The sequence below is a fragment of the Microlunatus sp. YIM B11417 genome (genome assembly GCF_059617205.1).
This window is the reverse complement of sequence record NZ_JCAMPJ010000005.1, coordinates 80,409-100,792: the sequence shown is the minus strand read 5'-3', so window position 1 is coordinate 100,792 and position 20,384 is coordinate 80,409. Positions and strand designations below refer to the sequence as shown.

At 71.4% G+C, this 20,384-nt stretch carries 20 protein-coding genes; 6 read left to right on the top strand and 14 right to left on the bottom strand.

The genetic code is table 11. From position 1 onward, the window contains the following. Window positions 1–59 precede the first annotated feature (59 nt). Entirely contained in the window at window positions 60–464 is a 405-nt protein-coding gene (locus AC6CCG_RS22950; RefSeq protein ID WP_496657037.1) for an NUDIX hydrolase, read from the top strand. A 58-nt stretch (window positions 465–522) separates the two neighbouring features. Here the strand turns inward: AC6CCG_RS22950 and ahcY are convergent, their stop codons facing one another. Further along, window positions 523–1,959, bottom strand: coding sequence for an adenosylhomocysteinase (gene ahcY, locus AC6CCG_RS22945; protein WP_496657036.1), 1,437 nt, complete (start codon window positions 1,957–1,959; stop codon window positions 523–525). A gap of 10 nt (window positions 1,960–1,969) precedes the next feature. Next, on the bottom strand, window positions 1,970–2,533 hold the full coding sequence (locus AC6CCG_RS22940; protein WP_496657035.1) for a TetR/AcrR family transcriptional regulator: 564 nt from the start codon (window positions 2,531–2,533) through the stop codon (window positions 1,970–1,972). Window positions 2,534–2,618: 85 nt separating this feature from the next. On the opposite strand from AC6CCG_RS22940, the gene AC6CCG_RS22935 reads away from it, so the two are divergent. Next, window positions 2,619–3,593, top strand: coding sequence for an aldo/keto reductase (locus AC6CCG_RS22935; RefSeq protein ID WP_496657034.1), 975 nt, complete (start codon window positions 2,619–2,621; stop codon window positions 3,591–3,593). A 125-nt stretch (window positions 3,594–3,718) separates the two neighbouring features. Here the strand turns inward: AC6CCG_RS22935 and aroQ are convergent, their stop codons facing one another. The 11 genes from aroQ to AC6CCG_RS22880 all read right to left on the bottom strand — a co-directional run bounded on the left by aroQ (window position 3,719) and on the right by AC6CCG_RS22880 (window position 15,743). Beyond that, window positions 3,719–4,156 carry a type II 3-dehydroquinate dehydratase gene (gene aroQ / locus AC6CCG_RS22930; RefSeq protein WP_496657033.1) on the bottom strand — a complete coding sequence of 146 codons (438 nt, stop codon included), beginning with the start codon at window positions 4,154–4,156 and terminating at the stop codon, window positions 3,719–3,721. A 12-nt stretch (window positions 4,157–4,168) separates the two neighbouring features. Then, window positions 4,169–5,152 carry a cation diffusion facilitator family transporter gene (locus AC6CCG_RS22925; RefSeq protein ID WP_496657032.1) on the bottom strand — a complete coding sequence of 328 codons (984 nt, stop codon included), beginning with the start codon at window positions 5,150–5,152 and terminating at the stop codon, window positions 4,169–4,171. 30 nt (window positions 5,153–5,182) lie between these two features. After that, window positions 5,183–6,211, bottom strand: a complete 1,029-nt coding sequence (locus AC6CCG_RS22920; protein WP_496657031.1) for an SIS domain-containing protein — start codon at window positions 6,209–6,211, stop codon at window positions 5,183–5,185. Between the two features lie 8 nt (window positions 6,212–6,219). Next, window positions 6,220–6,408: a Trm112 family protein gene (locus tag AC6CCG_RS22915; protein WP_496657029.1), complete on the bottom strand. Its 189-nt coding sequence runs from the start codon at window positions 6,406–6,408 to the stop codon at window positions 6,220–6,222. A gap of 57 nt (window positions 6,409–6,465) precedes the next feature. After that, window positions 6,466–7,827: a phosphomannomutase/phosphoglucomutase gene (locus tag AC6CCG_RS22910; RefSeq protein WP_496657028.1), complete on the bottom strand. Its 1,362-nt coding sequence runs from the start codon at window positions 7,825–7,827 to the stop codon at window positions 6,466–6,468. 18 nt (window positions 7,828–7,845) lie between these two features. Then, the gene (locus AC6CCG_RS22905) at window positions 7,846–8,175 is read right to left on the bottom strand and encodes a DUF3499 domain-containing protein (RefSeq protein WP_496657026.1); all 330 of its coding nucleotides are present in this window, start codon (window positions 8,173–8,175) and stop codon (window positions 7,846–7,848) included. 122 nt (window positions 8,176–8,297) lie between these two features. Next, window positions 8,298–8,753 carry a metallopeptidase family protein gene (locus AC6CCG_RS22900; protein ID WP_496657024.1) on the bottom strand — a complete coding sequence of 152 codons (456 nt, stop codon included), beginning with the start codon at window positions 8,751–8,753 and terminating at the stop codon, window positions 8,298–8,300. Further along, window positions 8,738–10,279 (bottom strand): DUF5719 family protein, encoded by a 1,542-nt coding sequence (locus AC6CCG_RS22895; protein WP_496657023.1) that lies wholly within the window; start codon window positions 10,277–10,279, stop codon window positions 8,738–8,740. Before AC6CCG_RS22895 ends, AC6CCG_RS22900 begins: the two co-directional genes overlap by 16 nt. After that, complete coding sequence (locus AC6CCG_RS22890; protein ID WP_496657021.1) at window positions 10,279–13,617, bottom strand: glycosyltransferase; 3,339 nt, start codon at window positions 13,615–13,617, stop codon at window positions 10,279–10,281. The genes AC6CCG_RS22895 and AC6CCG_RS22890 overlap by 1 nt, the downstream gene beginning before the upstream one ends. A gap of 348 nt (window positions 13,618–13,965) precedes the next feature. Next, window positions 13,966–14,223 carry a WhiB family transcriptional regulator gene (locus AC6CCG_RS22885; RefSeq protein ID WP_179750449.1) on the bottom strand — a complete coding sequence of 86 codons (258 nt, stop codon included), beginning with the start codon at window positions 14,221–14,223 and terminating at the stop codon, window positions 13,966–13,968. A gap of 296 nt (window positions 14,224–14,519) precedes the next feature. Beyond that, the gene (locus tag AC6CCG_RS22880) at window positions 14,520–15,743 is read right to left on the bottom strand and encodes a hypothetical protein (RefSeq protein ID WP_496657018.1); all 1,224 of its coding nucleotides are present in this window, start codon (window positions 15,741–15,743) and stop codon (window positions 14,520–14,522) included. A gap of 195 nt (window positions 15,744–15,938) precedes the next feature. Here AC6CCG_RS22880 and cofD point away from each other — a divergent pair, with 195 nt between their 5' ends. The 4 genes from cofD (at window position 15,939) to AC6CCG_RS22860 (ending at window position 19,280) form a co-directional block, all read left to right on the top strand. Then, on the top strand, window positions 15,939–16,919 hold the full coding sequence (cofD, locus tag AC6CCG_RS22875; protein WP_496657016.1) for a 2-phospho-L-lactate transferase: 981 nt from the start codon (window positions 15,939–15,941) through the stop codon (window positions 16,917–16,919). Further along, the gene (gene cofE, locus AC6CCG_RS22870; protein ID WP_496657014.1) at window positions 16,916–17,851 is read left to right on the top strand and encodes a coenzyme F420-0:L-glutamate ligase; all 936 of its coding nucleotides are present in this window, start codon (window positions 16,916–16,918) and stop codon (window positions 17,849–17,851) included. Before cofD ends, cofE begins: the two co-directional genes overlap by 4 nt. Window positions 17,852–18,100: 249 nt before the next feature. Beyond that, entirely contained in the window at window positions 18,101–18,673 is a 573-nt protein-coding gene (locus AC6CCG_RS22865) for a P-loop nucleotide/nucleoside kinase family protein (protein WP_496657012.1), read from the top strand. A gap of 199 nt (window positions 18,674–18,872) precedes the next feature. Next, window positions 18,873–19,280, top strand: coding sequence for a VOC family protein (locus tag AC6CCG_RS22860; protein WP_496657010.1), 408 nt, complete (start codon window positions 18,873–18,875; stop codon window positions 19,278–19,280). Here AC6CCG_RS22860 and AC6CCG_RS22855 read toward each other — a convergent pair. Then, a complete protein-coding gene (locus AC6CCG_RS22855; protein ID WP_496657008.1) occupies window positions 19,271–20,350 on the bottom strand; it encodes a mannose-1-phosphate guanylyltransferase in 1,080 nt (359 codons plus the stop codon). The two genes, AC6CCG_RS22860 and AC6CCG_RS22855, sit on opposite strands and share 10 nt — an antisense overlap. Window positions 20,351–20,384 lie beyond the last annotated feature (34 nt).

The window sequence follows — 20,384 nt, the reverse complement described above, 5'->3', positions numbered from 1 at the left end:
TGTAACCGGCAGGAATTCACCTCGAAACCGCGCCGGCGTCACGGCACTAGGTTGGCGACGTGACGAGGTTGATCCGGGTCTGCACGGTCGTCCTGCGGAACGACGCCGGCCAGATCCTGACCGTACGCAAGCGCGGCACGGACCGGTTCATGCTGCCGGGCGGGAAGCCCGAGCCGGGCGAGACGGCTCGGCAGGCGGCGGTCCGCGAGTGCGCCGAGGAGCTTGCCGTGATCTTGGACGGCGCCGCCCTCCGCGAGGTCGGCACCTTCCGTGGCGTCGCGGCGAACGAGGCCGGGCGGGAGGTGGAGTCCAGGGTCTTCGAGCATCCACCGGTCACCGTGGGCGCACCGGCCGCGGAGATCGAGGAACTGCGCTGGCTCGACCTCCGCGCCAACCCGCTGCCGGATGATCTCGCACCACTCCTGATCAGCCAGGTCGTCCCTGCCCTGCGCCGCAAAGCCTGATGGCCGGCCGAACCGCGGTCAGCGCGGTTCGACCGGCCATCGGGTCGAGGTCAGGAACTCAGTAGCGGTAGTGATCGGGCTTGAACGGCCCCTCGACCGGCACGCCGAGGTAGTCGGCCTGCTTCTCGGTCAGGGTGGTCAGCTTCACGCCGAGCGCGTCCAGGTGCAGCCGCGCGACCGCCTCGTCCAGGTGCTTCGGCAGCACGTACACGCCGACCGGATACTGCTCGGTCTTGGTGAACAGCTCGATCTGGGCCAGCACCTGGTTGGTGAAGGAGTTGCTCATCACGAAGCTCGGGTGCCCGGTGGCGTTGCCGAGGTTCATCAGCCGGCCCTCGCTGAGCACGATGATCGAGTGCGCCCGGTCGGTGCCGGCCTCGAACGTCCACTCGTCGACCTGCGGCTTGATGTTGGTCCGCTCGACGCCGGCGATCTTGGCCAGCCCGGCCATGTCGATCTCGTTGTCGAAGTGGCCGATGTTGGACACGATCGCCTGGTGCTTCATCCGGCTCATCTGGTCCGCGGTGATCACGTTGAAGCAGCCGGTCGCCGTGACGTAGATGTCGGCGATCGGCAGCGCCTCCTCGAGGGTGGTCACCTGGTAGCCGTCCATCGCCGCCTGCAGCGCGCAGATCGGGTCGACCTCGGTGATCAACACGCGAGCGCCCTGTCCACGCAGGGATTCGGCGCAGCCCTTGCCGACGTCACCGTACCCGCAGACGACCGCGACCTTGCCGCCGATCAACACGTCGGTGGCCCGGTTCAGGCCGTCGATCATGGAGTGCCGGCAGCCGTACTTGTTGTCGAACTTCGACTTGGTCACGGAGTCGTTGACGTTGATCGCCGGGAACAGCAGCGACTCCGCCTTGGCCATGTCGTAGAGGCGGTGCACGCCGGTGGTGGTCTCCTCGGTGACGCCCTTGATCGCGTTCGCCACCTCGGTCCAGTTCCGGCCGGCGGCGATCGACGCCTTCAGCACGGACAGGATGACCCGCAGCTCCTCCGGATCGTCGGCGCCCGGCTCGGGCACCTCGCCGGCCTTGCTGTATTCGACGCCCTTGTGCACCAGGAGCGTGGCGTCACCGCCGTCGTCCAAGATCATGTTGGCCAGCTCGCCGTTCGGCCAGGTGAGGATCTGCTCGGTGCACCACCAGTACTCCTCCAGCGTCTCGCCCTTCCAGGCGAACACCGGAACACCCTTCGGATCCTCGGGCGTGCCGTCGCCGACGACGATCGCCGCCGCGGCGTGATCCTGGGTGGAGAAGATGTTGCAGCTCGCCCAGCGCACCTCGGCACCGAGGGCGACCAGGGTCTCGATCAACACCGCCGTCTGGATCGTCATGTGCAACGAACCGGCGATCTTCGCACCGCTCAGCGGCTTGCTGTCTCCGTACTGTTCCCGCATCGCCATCAGGCCCGGCATCTCGTGCTCGGCGAGTCTGATCTCCTTGCGGCCGAATTCGGCGAGGCCGAGGTCTGCTACGCGAAAGTCCATGCTGGCCACACTAGTGCTCTGACGCTCCGTTGAGAAAAAGGTCGACCAGGGAGTCAACGACCGATTCGATTCCGGCCTCGCCGGCCATCACCCGAGCCAGGCCGTGTTCCAGCAGGGCGGCCAGGGAATCGAGCAGTACGTCAGCGCCGATGCTCTTCCGGAAGGTGCCGTCGGCCAGGCCGCGGGCGATCAGTTCACGCACCGGTCGCCGTACCTGTGCCTCGAGTTCACCGGAATCTCCGAGACCTTTCTTGTCCACGCCGGCCAGGACGGCGTACTTGGCACCCGCGGTCAGGAACGCCCGGGCCAGTCGGCCCAGCGCCACCTCGACCGGAACCGCCTCGAGGTCGGCCGCCGCCACCCGCGCCTGCAGCTCGTCCGTCGCGGCTCGGATCAGGCCGGTCAGCAGCGCGTCGCGGTTCGGGAAGTAGCGATAGAGGGTGGCCCGGCCCACCCCGGCGGCCGCGGCGATCTCGCTCATGCTCGCCGCCGGCCCGCGCTCGGCGAGCACCGCGGCAGCCGCATCGAGGATCCCGGCCGAGATCCGGTCCTGCAGCGCGGGCTGTCGTGCCATGCCCCAGGACATTACAGGCTGGTCCGCCCTGGATTCAGATGCGTACTATGATGAGACATACTTGTCTCACACCAAGGAGGGCTCGATGATCACCGCCACCCGCAGCCTCGGCCGCACCGACGTCAAGATCACGCCGATCGGCCTGGGCTGCATGCAATTCGCCGGCGCCGGGCTGGTCGCTCGGCTCTTCTACGCGCCGCTGGAGCAGCCGGCCGTCACGGAGATCGTCGGCGCCGCGATCCGGGCCGGCGCCGGCTGGTTCGACACCGCCGAGATGTACGGCCGCGGCCGCTCCGAACGCGCCCTCACCACCGCATTGCGCGAACTCGGCGTGGCACCGGGCGAGGTCCCGATCGCGACCAAGTGGTCCCCCGGCCTGCGGACCGCGGGCAGCATCGTCCGCACCGTCGACGACCGACTGGCCGCGCTGCAGGGCCACCCGATCGCCCTGCACCAGATCCACCTGCCGCACGGCAGCTTCTCCTCACTGACCGCGCAACTCAAGGCGATGGCCCGGCTCGCGCACCAGCACAAGATCACCGCGATCGGCGTGAGCAACTTCTCCGCCCGGCAATTGGAGCTGGCTCACGCGGTGCTGGCACGGGAAGACCTGGTGCTGGCCTCGAACCAGGTACAGATCAGCCTGCTGCACCGAGACGTCGAGCGGAACGGGGTGCTCGAGCTGGCGCGGCGGCTCGGGATCACCTTGATCGCGTACTCACCACTGCGGTCCGGCTTGCTCACCGGCCGCTTCCATGATCAACAAGCCCGGTCGGACCTGCTGCCGTTCCGACGGCTGGTCGGCGGCTTCGACGCGCGGACCCTGCGCCGCACCGCGCCGCTGATCGAGGAACTGACCAAGATCGGGCGCGAGCACAGCGCCAGCCCGAGCCAGGTCGCGCTGGCCTGGCTGATCACGTTCTACGGCGAGACCGTGGTGGCGATCCCGGGCGCCTCGAAGCCGAGCCAGGCGAGCGAGGCCGCCGGAGCGATGAGCCTGGCCCTGTCCGACGCCGAGCTCAGCCGACTTGATCAACTCTCCCGGGCGGCCAGGGCTTGAATCCCAACCGTCACGCTGGGCAGGTTTTCACGTTACGTGAAAAACCGGCACTTCACCCGCGTTGCTTCTCTGGTAAAGCGGCGAAAGGTGTGGGGAAGTGGTGAACGGTGCGGCGGAGGCGCGGGTCAGGAGGCGGTGGGCTGCGCAAGCCGGCGCAGGGCGAGTTCGTAGCCGGCGATGCCGAGACCGGCGATCACTCCGGTCGCGTAGGGCGTGATCACCGAGTGGCGGCGGAACTCCTCCCGGGCGTGCACGTTGGACAGGTGCACCTCGATCAGGTCGGCCGTCCGCTGGGCGACCGCGTCGGCGACGGCGATCGAGTAGTGGGTCCAGGCGGCCGGGTTCAGCACCACCGGCAGGGAGTGGTCGGCGGCCTCGTGCAGCCAGCCGACCAGCTCACCTTCGTGATCGGTCTGCCGGACCTCGACCTCGACGCCGAGTTCCTTCCCGTACGCGACCAGGCGCTCGGCGAGTTGATCATGCGTGGTGGAGCCGTACACCTCGGGCTGGCGCTTGCCGAGCCGGCCGAGGTTCGGGCCGTTCAGGATCAGGATCTTCGTCATCGCGGGAGCCGTTCAGTGGGACGGGGCGGCCGGGCGTTCCGGACGCGGCTGCGGCCGGTAGTCCTCCTGGTAGAGGTCCGGCTCCAGGTAGAGGGCGGTCACCATCGGGTCGGCCTCGCGGATCGCGGTCTCGGCCCGGTTGATCGTGTCGGCCACCTCGGTCGCCGAGTCCGTGTTGGTGACCGCGATCTTGGCCGCCACCAGCACCTCCTCCGGCCCCAGGTGCAGCGTCTTCATGTGAATGATCCGGTCCACGCCCTCGGTCCCGGCCAGCGCCGCCTCGATCGCCTTGATCGACTGCGGGGTGGCCGACTCGCCGACCAGCAGGCTCTTGGTCTCGACCGCCAGCGTGATCGCGACCGTCACCAGGAGCAGACCGATCATGGCCGTGCCGATCACGTCGAAGATCCCGTTGTGGGTGATCAAGGTGAGCCCGACGCCGAGCAGTGCGAAGACCAGGCCGATCAGCGCCGCCAGGTCCTCCAGCAGGATCACCGGCAGCTCCGGCGACTTGGCCGACCGGATGAACCGGCCCCAGGTCTGCCGGCCCTTGGTCTTGCTGGACTCCCGGATCGCGGTACGGAACGACAGCGACTCGGCGACGATCGCCGCGACCAAGATCACGATCGGCACCCACCACCACTGGCTCTCCAGCAGCTCGTTGCCGTGACCCGCCTGGATCTCCTCGAACTTGTGGTACGCCTCGTAGAGCGCGAACAGGCCGCCGACGCTGAACAGCACGATCGCCACGATGAAGGCGAAGACATAGCGCTCCCGCCCGTAGCCGAACGGGTGTTCCGGAGTCGCCGACCGCTGGGCCCGGCGACCGCCGACGAGCAGCAGGGCCTGGTTGCCCGCGTCGGCCACCGAGTGGATCGCCTCCGCCAGCATCGACGACGCTCCGGTCAGAGCCCAGCCGCCGAACTTGCACAGGGCGATGAACGAGTTCGCCGCCAGGGCCGCGACGACGGCCTTCGTCCCACCTTCAGCACTCACGCCGGCTTATCTTGCCAGACCGAGGTCACCTCAGACGTCGTGGTAGCGGCCGAGACCGACAGCCAGGAAGACGGCCGCGAACATCCCGGTCTGCAGCAGCGTGACGTATCTCTCGACGTCGGAGCCGCCGCGATGGCCGATCGTGTTGACCCGGACGTCGTTCCGCTCCGCCACGGCCAGCAGCCCGGTGTGCGCCGACCGGATCAGTTCGTCGGTGTCGCCGTCGTCCAAGATCAACAGGCCCGGCCGCCGGTCCACCGGCAGCACGTCGGTGAACGGGTCGGCGAACGGGTCCCGCGGCGCCGCGCCGTCCAGGATCGGCATCAGTTCCCGGGCGTCGGCGGCCAGCGCGGCCCGGCCGGTCCCGGCCCGGACCGCCTCGGCCACCCGGCGGGAGGCCCGCGCCGCGAGCACCGAACCGCCCCAGACCAGCGGGTGCGCGTCGGCCAGCCCGAGGGCCAGGTCCTTCGCCGGGTTCTCCGACAGATCCCGGTACGCCGAGCACTCCTCGGCCACCAGGTCCATCGCGTCGGCGACCAGGTCCGGCCGGACCATCGGCCCGAGCTGGGCCAGGTGCAGCGCGTCGAGCACGACGATGGCCGCGGCCAGCGTGTCGGCCGTCGTGGTCGGCAGCAGCGTGGTGGACCGGGAACTGGTGTGGTCGGCCACCGGGGAGGACTCCGGGCAGGCGACCAGCGACATGCTGCCCCGCCGGGTCGCCTCGGCGACGCTCATGATCAGGCCCGGCTCGGCGCCGTCGCTGGCCATCGCCACCACGAGGTCGAGCGCGCCGACCCAGCCCGGCAGACCGTGATGCGGCCAGGCCACGAACGGCACCGGGCAGACCGGCTCCAGCATGGCCCGGATGAACCGCGCCTCGGAGCCGACCGCGATCACCGCGCGCGGCCGCGGGATCTCGGCCAGCTTCTGCCGCGGCTGCTCGGCCGCCTCGGTCTCCCGGCGCAGCCGCGCGCCCGCCTCGGCGAGCCGCCGCAGCACCGGATCCGCCCCGCGCAACGCCTGCTGATCGTCCAGCCAGGCATCATCGAAGATCGTCATCGAGGTCACTACGCCCCGTCCGGGCGGCGGGCCTCGTCGATCAACAGGATCGGAATCTGATCCCGCACCGGATAGGCCAGTCCGCAGTCCGGGGCGACGCAGGTCAGTTCGTCCCGATCATGATCAACCGCCAGCGCCCCGTGGCAGCTGGGGCAGGACAGGATCTCCAGCAGTTCCGGCGCCAGTTCGACAACCATCGCATCCTCCTCAGGTCATGCATCGCTAACCGTACCGACTCCGGGCGGGTTCTCCGGTCAGGGACGGCGGATGTGCGAAAGGGCCTCGTCGCGGAGGGCCGCCATGGTGGCCTGATCGGCCGCCTCGACGTTGAGCCGGAGCAGCGGCTCGGTGTTCGACGGGCGGACGTTGAACCACCAGCCAGGCCCCGAGACGGTGAGGCCGTCCAGCGTGCTCAGCTCGCCCCGGTCCTCGAACGCGGCGGCCAGCCGGTCCATGATCGACTTCTGGTCGGCGACCGTGGAGTTGATCTCCCCGGACTCCACGTACGAGCAGAATTCCTCGACCAGCTTGGAAAGCGGAGCGTCGGTGCGGCCGACCAGGGCCAGCACGTGCAACGCGGCCAGCATGCCGGTGTCGGCGCCCCAGAAGTCGCGGAAGTAGTAGTGCGCGGAGTGCTCGCCGCCGAAGATCGCGCCGTGCTCGGCCATCGCGGCCTTGACGAACGTGTGGCCGACCCGGGTGATCACGACCTTACCGCCGCGCCGCTGCACCAGCTCCGGCACCGACCGCGAGGTGATCGTGTTGCAGACGATGGTCGCGCCCGGCTCCCGGTCCAGCTCCTGACCGGCGATCATCGCGGTGATCACCGACGGGCTGACCACGGCGCCGGTCTCGTCGATCAGGAAGCAGCGGTCGGCGTCGCCGTCGAAGACCAGGCCGAGGTCCGCGCCGTGCTCCCGTACGGCAGCCTGGGCGTCCACCAGGTTCTCCGGCTCCAGCGGGTTCGGCGGGTGGTTCGGGAAGGTGCCGTCGGGGTCGGTGTAGAGGCCGATCAGGTCCAGGTCGAGCGAACCGAGCACGGCCGGCAGGGTGTGCCCGGCCATGCCGTTGCCCGCGTCCGCGACCACCCGGAGCCGGCGCAGCCCGGCCAGGTCGACCAGCGAGTGCAGGTACGCCGCGTAGTCCGCCAGGAGGTCCCGTTCGGTGATCGTCCCGCGCCGCGCCGCCGGCTCGGCGGGCGGACCGGCCAGGACCCGCTCGGCCAGGGCGACGAGATCGGCCGAGGCGACCGGCAGTGCGCCGGCCCGGCAGAACTTGATCCCGTTGTCCGGCGCCGGATTGTGACTCGCCGTGAACATGGCGCCGGGCAGGCCGAGCGCCCCGGAGGCATACCAGAGCTGGTCGGTGCTGGCCAGGCCGATGTCGATCACGTCGACCCCGGCGCTCGCCACTCCGTCGGCGAACGCCGCGGCGAACTCGGGGCTGGTCAGCCGCATGTCCCGGCCGATGACGAGTTGGTCGACGCCCGGCCGCAGCCCGGTGACCTCGACCCAAGCGGCCCCGATGTCCCGGGCTCCGTCGGCGTCCCAGGCGGGATCCGGCGCCACGGCGCGACCGCGGATGTCGTTGGCCTTGAAGATTCCGGGTGTGATCACCGGACCAGGTTAGTTGGATCAGTTGTCGGGGTCGGCCAGGACGGTCAGGTGACCACGCCGGCCCAACTCCACGACGCCGGAGGAACGGTCCTTGGTGCCGTCCTCGGGCTGGGTCTGCTCGTCGTAGCCGAGGCCGACCTCGCGGACCGCGTCGGCGAGAGCCAGCAGGTCGTCGGTGTTCGGTTCCGGCTCGTCCGGGATGGCCAGCCGGATCACTTCCCAGCCGCGCGGAGCGGACAGGGCTTCGGCGTGCCGGGAGCAGAGATCGTACCCGTGCGGATCGGCGCGGGTGGCCAGCGGCCCGAGCACGGCGGTCGAGTCAAGATAGACGTACGTGAGCGTGGCCACCGCCGTGCCGGAGCATCCCGATCGGGAGCAGCGCCTGGTGGTCACAAGAGCCGACGCTACCTCCGCCCGGGACGCTTCGCCGGGAGGCTCGCCGCCATGATCAAGTTCGTGCCCGAACCGGGTCAGAGATCGTCGCTGTCGCCGTCCGGATCGAGCTCCGCGACGCTTCGTCCGGTCAGCGCGGAGAGCTGTTCGACCACGGTCCGGTAGACCAGGATCCGCAGCCCGGTCCGGGACGCCGCCCGGTGCTCCAGCGGCCGCCGGTAGACCACGACCTGGCTGAGCCGGTCCGCGTCGCCGGAGATCGCGGCGGCCAGCGGCACCTCGGCTCCCGTCCAGGCCCGTTCCAGATAAGGGACGTCCTCGATCCCGAAGGTGATGCCGACCAGCGCGTCCGGGCAGTTGTGCCCGATCCGCTCGACCGCCTCGTCGACCGCGTCGGCGAAGAAGTCGGCCTTGGTCGGCGACCGGAACGGCCGAGCCGGGTGCCGGCTCAGCTGGTTCGGCAGCGCCAGCGGTCCGCGCAGGCCGCGCTGGTGCCGGTCGCGTCGGCTGGACACGGTCAGCGCGCCGTCCACGGGTCGTAGCTGGCCGGGCGGACCCGGTCGGCCACGTCCGGCGAGGACACCGCGAGGGTGGTGATGCCGGAGACGTCGGAGCTGCCGGTCCGGCGTTGCACCAGGCCCGCATAGACCCCCGAGTTCTCCGGGGTACGGATCACGGCGTAGGCCGGCAGCGGCGAGCTGAGGTGACGTACCAGCGTGCTGGAGGCGGCGACCTGGACCTTCTCCAGCTTCACCGTCACCCCCGCCATGCTGACCACCTCGATGATCACGTCCACCGGGCCCTCGCCGACATGGCTGAGCACCAGCTGGCTCTCGATGCCGGACTCGCCGACGAACGGCAGGACGCCGACCTGGCGCAGCGGCAGCGCCGCGGTCTGCACCGCGAAATCGGGCACCAGCTTGTCGCCGGTCGCGCTCTCGCTCGGAGCGTCCGACCGGATCGCCCCGGTGACCGGCTGGTCGCTGGTCAGCTTGACCGCACCGGCCTGCTCCACCAGGCCCGGACCGAGGTCGAGCAGGGCCGTGCTCTGCGGCGGTACGTCCACCTGATCACCGCCCGCGGGTACGAACTCGCCCTGCAGGCCGAGACCCGCGATCTCCACGTGAGCCGGTGTGTTGCCGGGGTTCGCGACCGCGAGCTTGCGGCCGCCGGGCCCGTCCGGCACGCCCGGAATGATCACCTGGTTGGCCGGCGCCGAGGAGGAGGCGTGCCAGTCGGCGCCGCGCGGGTCGTCGCCCTTGGCCCGGTAGTCCCGCGCCATCACCGCGACCCGGCCGCGGGAGGCGACCAGCTGGGCCGACAACGGGCCCTTCACGGTGACCATGGCGTCCAGCGCGATCACCCGGGACTGCAGGCCGGGGATCTCGATGCCGGGCCCGCCGGGCACCGGGACCGAGCCCTTGGAGCCGAGGAACGTGACGTCGACCTGGGCCGGCGTCTCGTCCGGGTTGGTGATCACCAACTCGGTCCGGAAGTCCTTCTCGGCGCCGATCCCGGCGAAGAAGTGGCTGGTCCCGGGCTTGCTGCAGGTGGCCCCGAGCAGCCCGGAGTTCACCCCGGCGCTCCCGTTGCTCAGGGTGCCGGCGCTGCTCGACGTGGCCAGGCCCTTCTCACCGGTGACGATCAGGGTGTTCTTCGGCGCCGACTTGGTGACGCCCTTGCCGGGGTCCTTCACCTGGAAGGCCGGCTTGTCCGTACCGACGGCGGTGCCGGACAGCGTGCCCGGTTGTTCGTTCTCCTGCTTGTTGGCGACCGCCTGGACGACCGAGCGGACGTCCCCGCCGGCCGGCGGGGCCGGGCAGACCACGCTGGTCCGGCCGATCACCGGAGCCGGAGCCGGCGGCGGGTCGGCGACCGCGGGCTGCAGCAGCGTGCCGCCGCCGAGCAGGACCGCGATGCCGGCGACGACCGCGAGCAGGCCGGCACCGCGTTGGCCGGCGCCCGGCTCGGACACCGGGTGCCAGTCGACGACCTCCGGATCCTCGTCCTGGTAGGCGCGGCCCGGGCCCTGCTGCTCCGGGTACTGGTAATCCGACATCAGACCTCCCCTGCCCCGCCGGCCGCGGCCCGCCGGGCAGACTTCGCCGGGTCCCGGACCTCGGGTCGGCGGATCGCCGGGGCGGCCAGGATCGCGGCGACGCCGAGAGCCAGCCCCTGCAGCACGAGCAGCCAGTTCGCGGTCGGCAGCCGGTACTCCAGCCGGCCGCCCTGCGGCGGCAGCAGGAACGCCTGCTGCCAGCCGTCGTCGACCGCCGCCAGCGGGATCCCGTCCAGCGTGGCCTGCCAACGCCAGTCGGCCGGTTCGCCGATCTCCAGCCGCCGGTTCTCGCCGCCCGGCTCGATCGTCGTCCCGCCGGCCGGGATCGGGATCCGCTTCTTCCCGTCGACCAGGACGGCACGGCTGGGCGGCGGCTGCACCTGCCAGACCATGCCGCGGAAGTTGCCGCTGGCGGTGCCGAGGCCCGGCGTGTTGCCGATCAGGGCCTGCTCGGCCTCGTCGGCGCCGGTCACCCAGACGTAGCCGACGCCGAGCTCGCTCAACTGCGGCGCGATGTCGGAGTCGCCGGTGCCGGCCACCAGCCGCATCACCAGGTCGGTGGACTGGGTGCGGGCGTCCATCGAGCCGCCGAAGGCGTAGCCGCGGTCGGCGTCACCGAGCCGGGCCAGGGTCTCGTCGACGACCGAGTAGCGCAGCCCGTCGCCGCCGGCGTCGATCGCCAGCACACGGACCTTGCCCTCGGAGGCCATCGCGTTGACCACGTACGGCGGCAGGGCGTCGAGGGCTTGTCGTTTGATCGGTCCGGCGGCACCGGCGACCGCCCACCAGACGCCGGCACCGAGGGTGATCGCGCCGATCAGCACGCCGGCCAGCACCGAGGCGGGCTGGATCCAGGAGAAGCTGCGATCGCCGAGATCGGTGGCCCAGCCGTCCAGACCGCTGCCGGCGGCGACCAGCAGCGCCGCGAACGCGATCAGCAGGTACGTCCCCGCCCACGGCCGGGCCTGATCGCCGATCGGCGGCAGGTTCACCACGAGCCGCGAGACCAGGATCGCCATGGCGAGTGCGAGGCCGCCGGCGACCCACGCCGAGACCACCGTGTACGACTTCGGCCGCCGGGCGATGCCGACGGCGGCGAGCAGCCAGATCAGGCCGAAGACGATGGCGCTGATCCAGATCGGCGGCAGGCCGTCACCACCGGGCCGGCCGAGCATCAGCTCCCAGACACGGGCGGCGTCGCCGACCCCGGTCAGCGCCGCGTCGGGACCGACCAGAACCCGGCCCCAGCTGGTGATCAGGCTCGGCCACCACGGCGCCAGCACGACCAGCGGTACGCCGAGCGCGATCAGGATCCGGCTCGCCTTGCGCGGCACCCGGCGCAGGACGACCGCACCGGCGATGCCGAGCACGAGCGCGAACAGCAGCAGCGACGGCTCGAAGGCGATCAGCACGACCAGCACCAGGCCGGCGCCCCAGCCGCCGCGCCAGGCCTCCGGATTGCGCGGCCGGCGCAGCACCAGGGCCCGCACCGCGAGCGCCAGGAACGGCAGCGCCACCGCGATCACGGCCAGGCCGAGCCGGCCCTGGTTGGTGGTGCCGAGCAGCACCGGCAGCAGCGCGTACGTACCGGCGACCCAGATCCGGAGCCGGCGGTCGGCGATCAGCTGTCGTACCGCGAGGAAGGCGGTCAGCAAGGACAGCGGGACGACCCCGCAGAGCAGCAGCGTGACGAACCATTCCGGCTGGCCGAAGGTGATCGTCGAGCCGAGGGCGACCAGCGCCAGCCACGGCGGGCTGGTCTGGCTGGCAGCCCCGATGATCGGGTGGATCGCGGCGTTCCAGGCGGCGGCCAGCGACTCCTGGGCCGGCAGCAGCGCCGGGCCGGACAGCGAGCCGAGCCGGAGCAGGTCCCGCGCGGCGAGCACGCTGCCGGCGATCGCGACCACCAGGGCGATGACGATCGGCGCCAGCCACGGACTCTTGGACTTCTCCTCGCGGCCGACGGTCAGGTAGTCGTCGGCGGTGAGGTCGTCCAGCAGGGCGACCTCGCTGGCCCCGGCGACCGACTGGTAGCGGTCGGCGACGGCGCCGGTGAGCGCCTCGCCGGCGAGCCGGAAGCCACTCCACCAGGGCGGCCGCAGCTCGCGGACCAGGTCGCCGGCACCGGAGACGGGATCGATCGCGGCCAGCCGGCGCCGCATCCGGCTGATCCGGTTGGGATGGGCGACGAACGAGCCGAGGGCCAGCAGCTCGTCCAGCGATCGCCCGGGTGCCTTGCCGACCAGGTAGCCGATGGCGCGCAGGATGCAGCTCCAGACCAGCCGGAGCCAGGTCCAGATGACCTGGGCGCCCGGCGCGTGGCCGACCACGACGAGCATGCCGAGGAGTCGGTCGGTCTTGCCCGGCCGACGGCCGCCGATGCCGCGCCGACGCAGGCCTGCCCGGCCGACCTGGCGATGCACCATCTCGGCCGCCGGCGAGGTGACGACGCGGTAGCCCTGCAGGTTGGCCCGCCAGCCGAACTCGACGCCGTCCCGGAACACCGGCACGGCCGGGTCGAGCCCGCCCAGTTCGGACCAGGCGCTGGCCCGGACCAGCATCCCGCAGCTGGAGACGCCGAGTTTGGACCGCGGCTCGTCGTGCTGACCCTGGTCGATCTCGCCGGGGTCCAGGCTCAGTTCGCGACGACCCGTACCGGAGATCGAGACGCCGACCTCACTGAGCCGGCGGGTGGCCTGGCGGCGCTTCGGCAGCAGCAGCTTCGGGCCGGTGATGTCGATGTCGGGATCGGTGACCACGTGGGCCAGCAGCTGGTACAGCGCGTCCGGAGCCGGTACGGCGTCGTCGTGCAGCAGCCAGTACCAGGGCTCCCGCTGATCCTCCTCGCGGGTGAAGAAGAGCCGGGTGTCGGCGGACTCGTTGATCGCGGCGGCGTCGGCGGCGAGGGCCCGGCTGACCGCTTCGCCGAAGCCGGTGCCGCGCTTGCCCTGGTAGACCGCGTCGAGGATGCCGCGGGTCATCGCGTCGTGCAGCAGGTCCAGGGTTCCGTCGGTCGAGCCGTTGTCGATCGCGATCAGCCGGGTCGGCCGTACGGTCAGGTGGGACAGTCCGGTCAGGGTGGCGGAGAGCCAGCGCTCGGCGTCGAAGGCGACCAGCACCGCGGTGACCTCGCAGCGCGAGACGTCGACCGGCCGGCTGTAGTCGTCCTCCTCCCGGGCCCAGGCCCAGGGGTCCACCTCGCCGCCATCACCGACGGTGATCGCGGACAACTGGGCGGTGTCGATCATCGGGTCGAGGTCGAGTTCGTACGGCGCCGGCGGGTGGCCGAGACTGCGTCGAGGCTCGAGAGCATCGTCGGGAACGATATCTCTGGCCATGTGGATTGTTGGAACCTTTGCAAGTCGTGGAACTCCCGCGGACCAGCAGTTCCAACGAGTAGCCGGCTGGGCCGGTTCCTCGTCGGCCGACGCGGGTCGGGCGAAGGGAATTGGTACGGCGGTCCTCGGAGCGGTTCGGATGACGGGCCGGCCCCCGGCCGACGTCGCCCCGAACAAACACCAAGGGCGCCCTGGTTGGGCGCCCCATACTCTATGCCGTCTTCCCCCGACACTCCATCCGAGCGATCTCCCGAGCCCCGAGGACGCCGTGCCCGGACCGGCGTCTTCACGTGCTGAGCCTGTCGAAGGGCCCCGGTCCGGATCCGGCCCGGGAGCCCATCGAAGGGCTCAGACGGCGCGCTTCTTGAGCTTGCGCCGCTCCCGCTCACTGAGGCCGCCCCAGATGCCGAACCGCTCATCATTGGACAGCGCGTACTCCAGACACTCCGTCCGAACCTCGCAGGAAAGACAGACCTTCTTCGCCTCCCGGGTCGAACCACCCTTCTCCGGGAAGAACGCCTCCGGATCGGTCTGCGCACAGAGCGCCCGTTCCTGCCAGCTCAGTGCACCGAACTCGTCGTCGTCGAATTCCGGCTCCTCGTGCATCTAGCTGCACCTCCTCGACCCGATACCTGTTGTCGCCCGATGCCCGCATCCCTCCGGCTCGCGGTGGCCGTTGGAGGCGATCAGGTGTTGCTTGGTGATGGGCTTGGGGAACGTGATCCCATCGCCGAACAACATATGTGAAATTACATGCCTGTCAATACCGAGAAGTCAAGTGCAGACCTGATAATGCGCACTCGTCCGGCACCGTGGGCAGACGCCTCCGCAGGGTGCGCCGGGCGAGCGTAGCGGGCGCCGGGTCGACACGCCAACCCGGCCGCCCGGCCCCTGATCAGGGGTCAGTTCGGCCGATCCCACCAGTTCGGCTGGGCCTGCCGGGAGTCGGATCCGCTCGGTTGATCGCCGGGTTGCTGGGGCTGGCCGGGAACCTGCGCCGGCGGGTAGCCCTGGCCCTGGTTCGCGGCGGAGCCGGCAGACGCCGGAGGCTGGATCGGGCCCGTGGGTTCGTACGCGCTCGGTGCGGAGCCGGGCTGGCCCGGGTGCGGGCCGGCGACCGGCGACGGCTGACCCTGCGGCGCCTGGTACTGCGGACTCGGCTGAGCCTCCGGGTTCGGCGGCTGATGCTGCTGGTGCTGCGGGTTCGGCGGCTGATGCTGCTGGTGCTGCGGGTTCGGCTGCTGATGCTGCGGCTGCTGATGCTGCTGCTGGTGCTGCTGCTGGCCCGGGGCGGGGGCCTGGCCGATCGGGCCGGTGGACTCGTACCCGCTGGCCGCCGAGCCCGCCGTCGGCACCTCGGACTGGGCCTGCCAGCCGGCCGGGGCGCCGTGTTGATCATGCTGGCCGGGGTGCGCCGGCTGGGTCGGCGAATACGGCTGGTTCGGCGAGTGCTGCGGCTGCCAGGTGCCCGGGCCGGCCGGCGGCGCCGACTGCTGCGACGCGGGCGGCTGGCCCTGCCAGGCACCGCCCCAGCCCGGCTCCCCCGGCCCCTGCTGCGGGCCTGGGCCCTGCTGCGGACCGCCCTGGGCACCGGGCGGCATGCCCGGGCCGGCCTGCATCCCGGGACCCTGCTGCGGTCCCTGCTGGTAGCCCTGCGGATAGCCGGGCGGCAGCGCGGCCGGCTGCGGGCGCGGTGCGGGTTGCGGCGCGGGCAGCGACTGGAAGATCCGCCACAGGGCGATCACGAGCAGCACCGGGATCACCAGGGCGGTCAGGTCGACCAGGAACCCGAAGACCCGATTGCTGGTCGGAGCGGCCAGTCCGAGCACGCTGTAGATGAAGCCGAACAGGGTCGCCACGCCGACCACCACGAGGGCGATCAGGGCGAGCAGCCGGGCGTTCTGCGTCCTGTCCTTGGCGCACCAGGCGACCATCGCCACCAGCGCGACCGCGACCAGCGTGTCCAGCGTGCCGGTGCCGACCACCGCGGCACCCCAGAGGAAGTCCGGTCCGTCCACGCCCTGGTAGAAGAACGCCCCGATCAGCTGGGCGAGCAGGCGTAGCCCCGCTGCCGCGAGCAGAATCAGGACGACGAGTTCTCGGTACTTCTTCAGCTCATCGAGCATGGTCTCCCTACCTCATACCGGACCGCCGAGTCGCGGGTCGGCGAACCTGTGGCCCCGAGCCTTGCTCAGGTCACCTTAGCCGCTCGCCGGCGCCCGCTCCGCGTACCGGCAGCACACACGCCGGGAGACCCGCGAGGTGGTGTCCGACCCACCCCTCGGCTGGCCCGCGGTTGCCCGGTGTTACAGACTGAAGCCGTGCAGATCGCAGTCCTGGCCGGCGGGGTCGGTGGATCGAAGTTCACCGCCGGCGTCCGCCATGCCTATCCCGACGCCGAACTCTCCGTCATCGTCAACACCGCCGACGACATCACCCTGCACGGGCTCCGGGTGTGTCCGGACCTGGACACGATGATGTACACGCTCGGCCACGGCAATGACGCGCAACGCGGCTGGGGCAGGGCCGGCGAGAGCTGGCGGGTCAAGGAGGAGCTGGCGCGGTACGGGGTCGAGCCGTCCTGGTTCGGCCTCGGCGATCTCGACCTGGCCACCCATCTGGTCCGGACCCAACTGCTCGACGCGGGCTATCCGCTGTCCGAGGTCACCGCGGCGCTGTGCAGCCGCTGGCTCGCCGACGACCCGAAACTGCGGCTGCTGCCGATGACGGACGACCGGGTCGAGACCCACATCGTGATCGACGATCCGGAGTCGCCGTCCGGGCGGCGGGCGGTGCACTTCCAGGAATACTGGGTACGCCGGCACGCGGAGCCCGAGGCCGTCGACATGGTGCGGGTCGGGATGGACGACGCAGCCCCGGCGGCCGGCGTCCTGGCCGCACTGCAGTCGGCGGATCTGATCTTGATCGCGCCGAGCAACCCGGTGGTCTCGATCGGCCCGATCCTGGCCGTGCCGGGCATCTCCGCTGCCGTACGCAGCGCATCGGCGCCGGTGATCGGCTTCTCCGGCATCCTCGACGGCGCCCCGGTGCTCGGGATGGCACACCGGCTGCTGCCGATGATCGGCGTCGAGGTGAGCGCCCCGGCGGTCGGCCTGCACTACGGGCCGCGGTCCGGCGACGGTGTCCTCGATCTGTGGGTGATGGACGACGCCGACGCGGCCACCGTGGACCGGGTCCGGTCCGGTGGGCTGGCGGCGATCACCGACGACCTGATCATGGCGACCCCGGAGGCGACCGCCCGGTTCGTCCGGAAGGCCGCGGCCGAGGTCGGTGCCGCATGATCACGATCTTCGCGCCGGCCGGCATCGGCGAGATCACCGTCGGGGCCGACCTGGCCGAGTTGATCTTGACCGCCGTGGCCGGGGACGACGCCGGGCCGCTCGCCGACGGCGACATCGTCGTCGTCACCTCCAAGATCATCAGCAAGGCGGAGGGCCGCACCGTCCGGGCCGACGACCGGCAGGCCGCGATCACCGCGGAGTCGGTCGGCACCGTCGCCCGGCGCGGCGAGTCCCGGATCGTGCACACCCGCGGCGGGCTGACCATGGCTGCCGCCGGCGTCGACAACTCCAACATCGACCCGGGCACCGTCCTGCTGCTGCCCCTCGATCCCGACGCCAGCGCCGCCCGGCTGCGCGACGACCTGGTCGCCCGGACCGGGCTCCGGCTGGGCGTGATCATCTCCGACACCTCCGGCCGGGCCTGGCGAATCGGCCAGACCGACCTCGCCATCGGTGCCGCCGGGGTCCGCGTGGTCGACTCCTACGCCGGCCGTACGGATCCGTACGGGAACGATCTCAAGGTCAGCGCGGCCGCGATCGCCGACGAACTCGCCGCCGCGGCCGACCTGGCCAAGGAGAAGCTCACCGGCCGCCCCGTCGCCGTCGTCCGCGGCCTGGACCGGCACGTCGTCGAGCCCGGTCCGGACGTCCCGGTGGCCCGCGACCTGGCCCGCGCCCAGGGCGAGGACTTCTTCCGCCTCGGCGCCCGCGAGGCGACCATCCTGGCCGTCCTCACCGCCGTCGGCCAGGCCGACCGCTACGAGTCCGTCCTGGAGCACCACGACCCGGAGTCCATGATCATCGACGTGATCTCCGGTGCCGGCCTGACCGGCGACCAGGCCGACCTGGTCCGCCGCATCCTGGCCGTCCACGCCGACCTCGGCGCCGTAGCCCCCAAGCTCGACACCCTGGTCCCCGCCCCCGCCCGCTGACCCCCCGGCCCCGGCCCGGCCCAAGACCGCGGGTTTGTCGACAACCACACGCGTTTCGCCGGATTCGACGTCGGAATGTCGACAACCGCCCTCCTACTCGACTCCCGGCGGACCGACGCCGTCGGCTCGCCATCAGCGGCCGACCGGTGTCGCGATTTCTCCACCGGCGGGAGCCCGCAGGCGACTGCCACGCGGCAACGACACACCCGTGGAGGAATTCCGACAGCGGCCATCGTTAGGTTGATCGGCATGGCGACGCAGCTGGTCTTGATCAACGGGTATCCGGGTGCCGGGAAGAGCACGCTGGCTCGGGAGCTGGCGCCCGAGCTCGGGGCCACCTGGCTGAGCAAGGACCGGATCAAGGAGGCGCTGGCCGACGCGGTGGGGGTCGATACCTTGCCCACGCAGCGGCTCGGAGCGGTGACCGGCGAGACGATCTGGCTGCTCGCGGCGGAGGTGCCAGGACTGGTCCTGGTCGAGACGGTCGCCAATCCCACCCGCGACCTCGGGCACTTCGAGCGCGGCCTCATGATCGCCGGGGTCGGCCGGTTCGTCGAGGTCTGGTGCGACGTGCCCGCCGAACTCGCCTGGGAACGTCATCTGGCCCGAGCCCGCCACACGGTCCATCCGCAGGGACCCGAGTCGAAGGCCGGCTGGTGGGAGCTGGCCGCCCAGATGGAGCCGATGGGGCTGGGCCCGGTGATCGGGGTGGACACTACGGGCGCGGTCTCGGTGGCCGCGGTCGCGCGCGACGTTCTCGCCGCTCTCGAGGCGAGCCCCAGCCGACCAGCCGGCACGGCAACCCAGGCCGAGCGCGCCTGAGAAGGATGCGCCGCCTGCCGAGGACGCCCCAGGCCGGGACCCGCCTCGGACCAAGCCCGTTGAGCGGCCGTGCGCCGGCCCCGCCACACCGACGGTCCCCGAGGGCCGGTCGACGCACGCCAGAGACCGGTCGAGACGGCAGCCAGACGCAACTCGCCCGGAACCGTCCTCGCCAGCGTCCCGGGACTAGCCTGGCGGGATGGATCAGCCCCTGCTGCGGTCGGTGGATGCGGTCACGGTGCCGGTGCCCGATCTCGACGCCGGTCTGGCCTGTTACGCCGACCAGTTGGGCCACGAGCTGCTCTGGCGCAACGACGAACTCGGCCAGGCCGGGCTGCGCTGTCCGGACACGGAGACCGAACTGGTGCTGACCACCGGGCTGCCCTACGCGCCGAACTGGCTGGTCGACTCCGCCGACGCCGCGGCCGCGACGATCATCGCCGCCGGCGGCCGGATGATCAGCGAGCCGGCCGACATCCCGGTGGGCCGGGTGGCCGTGGTGGCAGACCCGTTCGGCAACGAGTTGATCTTGGTCGATCTGAGCAAGGGCCGCTACCGTACCGACGCGGCGGGCACGGTGACCGGCGTCGAGCCTGGTCAGGCGTAGTCGGTACCGAGCCGGGCCGCGACCTCGGCGACGAGCTCCTTCACCCGGCCGGCCTCGGCGAGCGGGCAGACCAGGGTGATCTCCGGGGTCTGGACGACGACGGTGCCGGACATGCCGACCATGGCGACCAGCCGGCCGTCGCCGGACTGGTTGATCACCAGGTTGTCCTTCGACTGGTGCAGCACGCTCGGGCCCTCGGCGGCGTTGCCGCTCTCGTCGTGCGGCAGCAGTTCGGCCAGCGCCGCGTAGCCGCCGATGTCCTGCCAGTCGATCGGCAGTCCGACCGCGAGCACGTGACCGGTCGCCCGGCCCTGCGACACCGGTTCCATGATCGCGTAGTCGACGCTGATCTTGCGCAGCTGGGGATAGAGCTCGGTCAGCCGGTCCGGGTGCGCGGCCAGCTCACGGACCCGTGTGTGGGTCTCCGGCAGCAGCTGCCGGAGTTGATCAAGGAAGGTCTCGGCCCGCCAGACGAACATGCCCGAGTTCCACCAGTAGCGGCCGGAGACGAGATAGCTCTCCGCGGTGGCGCGGTCCGGCTTCTCGACGAAGGCCTCGACCCGGCACACACCGGCCCGCCCGGCGACCTCGCCGCCCCGTTCCAGGTAACCGAGGCCGGTGTGCGGCGACGTCGGCACCACGCCGAAGGTGACCAGCGCCGCCGGGTCGGCCTCCGCCACCGCGAAGCCCTCCCGGAGGGCGTCGGCGAAGCGGTCGACCGGCGAGATGAGGTGGTCCGAACTGAGCACGGTCATCACCGCGTCCGGGTCGCGCTCGGCTAGGATCGCGGCCGGCCAGGCGATCGCGTTCAGCGAGTCCCGGCCCTCCGGCTCACCGAGCAGGTTGGCCGGGTCCAGCTCGGGCAGGTCCGCCGCGACCAGGTCGGTGTGCGCGGCCCCGGTGCAGACCAGGATGCGTTCGTCGGGGACCACTCCCGCCAGCCGCTCGTACGCCAGCCGCAGGGTGCTCCTGCCGTCGACCAGGGGCAGCAGTTGCTTCGGCATCCCCTTGCGCGACAGCGGCCACAGCCGCGTCCCGGACCCGCCGGCCATGATCACCGCGTAACGCATCCCGCCACCCTAATCGGGCCCGCCGGTCGGTCAC

What these genes read in the sequence shown, in the direction of transcription:
- AC6CCG_RS22865 (WP_496657012.1), top strand. Translation starts at nt 18,101, where the DNA reads ATGGCGACGCAGCTGGTCTTGATCAACGGGTATCCGGGTGCCGGGAAG.
- AC6CCG_RS22890 (WP_496657021.1), bottom strand. Translation starts at nt 13,617, where the DNA reads ATGGCCAGAGATATCGTTCCCGACGATGCTCTCGAGCCTCGACGCAGT.
- AC6CCG_RS22915 (WP_496657029.1), bottom strand. Translation starts at nt 6,408, where the DNA reads ATGGTTGTCGAACTGGCGCCGGAACTGCTGGAGATCCTGTCCTGCCCC.
- aroQ (WP_496657033.1), bottom strand. Translation starts at nt 4,156, where the DNA reads ATGACGAAGATCCTGATCCTGAACGGCCCGAACCTCGGCCGGCTCGGC.
- AC6CCG_RS22940 (WP_496657035.1), bottom strand. Translation starts at nt 2,533, where the DNA reads ATGGCACGACAGCCCGCGCTGCAGGACCGGATCTCGGCCGGGATCCTC.
- AC6CCG_RS22895 (WP_496657023.1), bottom strand. Translation starts at nt 10,279, where the DNA reads ATGTCGGATTACCAGTACCCGGAGCAGCAGGGCCCGGGCCGCGCCTAC.
- AC6CCG_RS22860 (WP_496657010.1), top strand. Translation starts at nt 18,873, where the DNA reads ATGGATCAGCCCCTGCTGCGGTCGGTGGATGCGGTCACGGTGCCGGTG.
- cofE (WP_496657014.1), top strand. Translation starts at nt 16,916, where the DNA reads ATGATCACGATCTTCGCGCCGGCCGGCATCGGCGAGATCACCGTCGGG.
- AC6CCG_RS22885 (WP_179750449.1), bottom strand. Translation starts at nt 14,223, where the DNA reads ATGCACGAGGAGCCGGAATTCGACGACGACGAGTTCGGTGCACTGAGC.
- AC6CCG_RS22935 (WP_496657034.1), top strand. Translation starts at nt 2,619, where the DNA reads ATGATCACCGCCACCCGCAGCCTCGGCCGCACCGACGTCAAGATCACG.
- AC6CCG_RS22855 (WP_496657008.1), bottom strand. Translation starts at nt 20,350, where the DNA reads ATGCGTTACGCGGTGATCATGGCCGGCGGGTCCGGGACGCGGCTGTGG.
- AC6CCG_RS22880 (WP_496657018.1), bottom strand. Translation starts at nt 15,743, where the DNA reads ATGCTCGATGAGCTGAAGAAGTACCGAGAACTCGTCGTCCTGATTCTG.
- ahcY (WP_496657036.1), bottom strand. Translation starts at nt 1,959, where the DNA reads ATGGACTTTCGCGTAGCAGACCTCGGCCTCGCCGAATTCGGCCGCAAG.
- AC6CCG_RS22920 (WP_496657031.1), bottom strand. Translation starts at nt 6,211, where the DNA reads ATGACGATCTTCGATGATGCCTGGCTGGACGATCAGCAGGCGTTGCGC.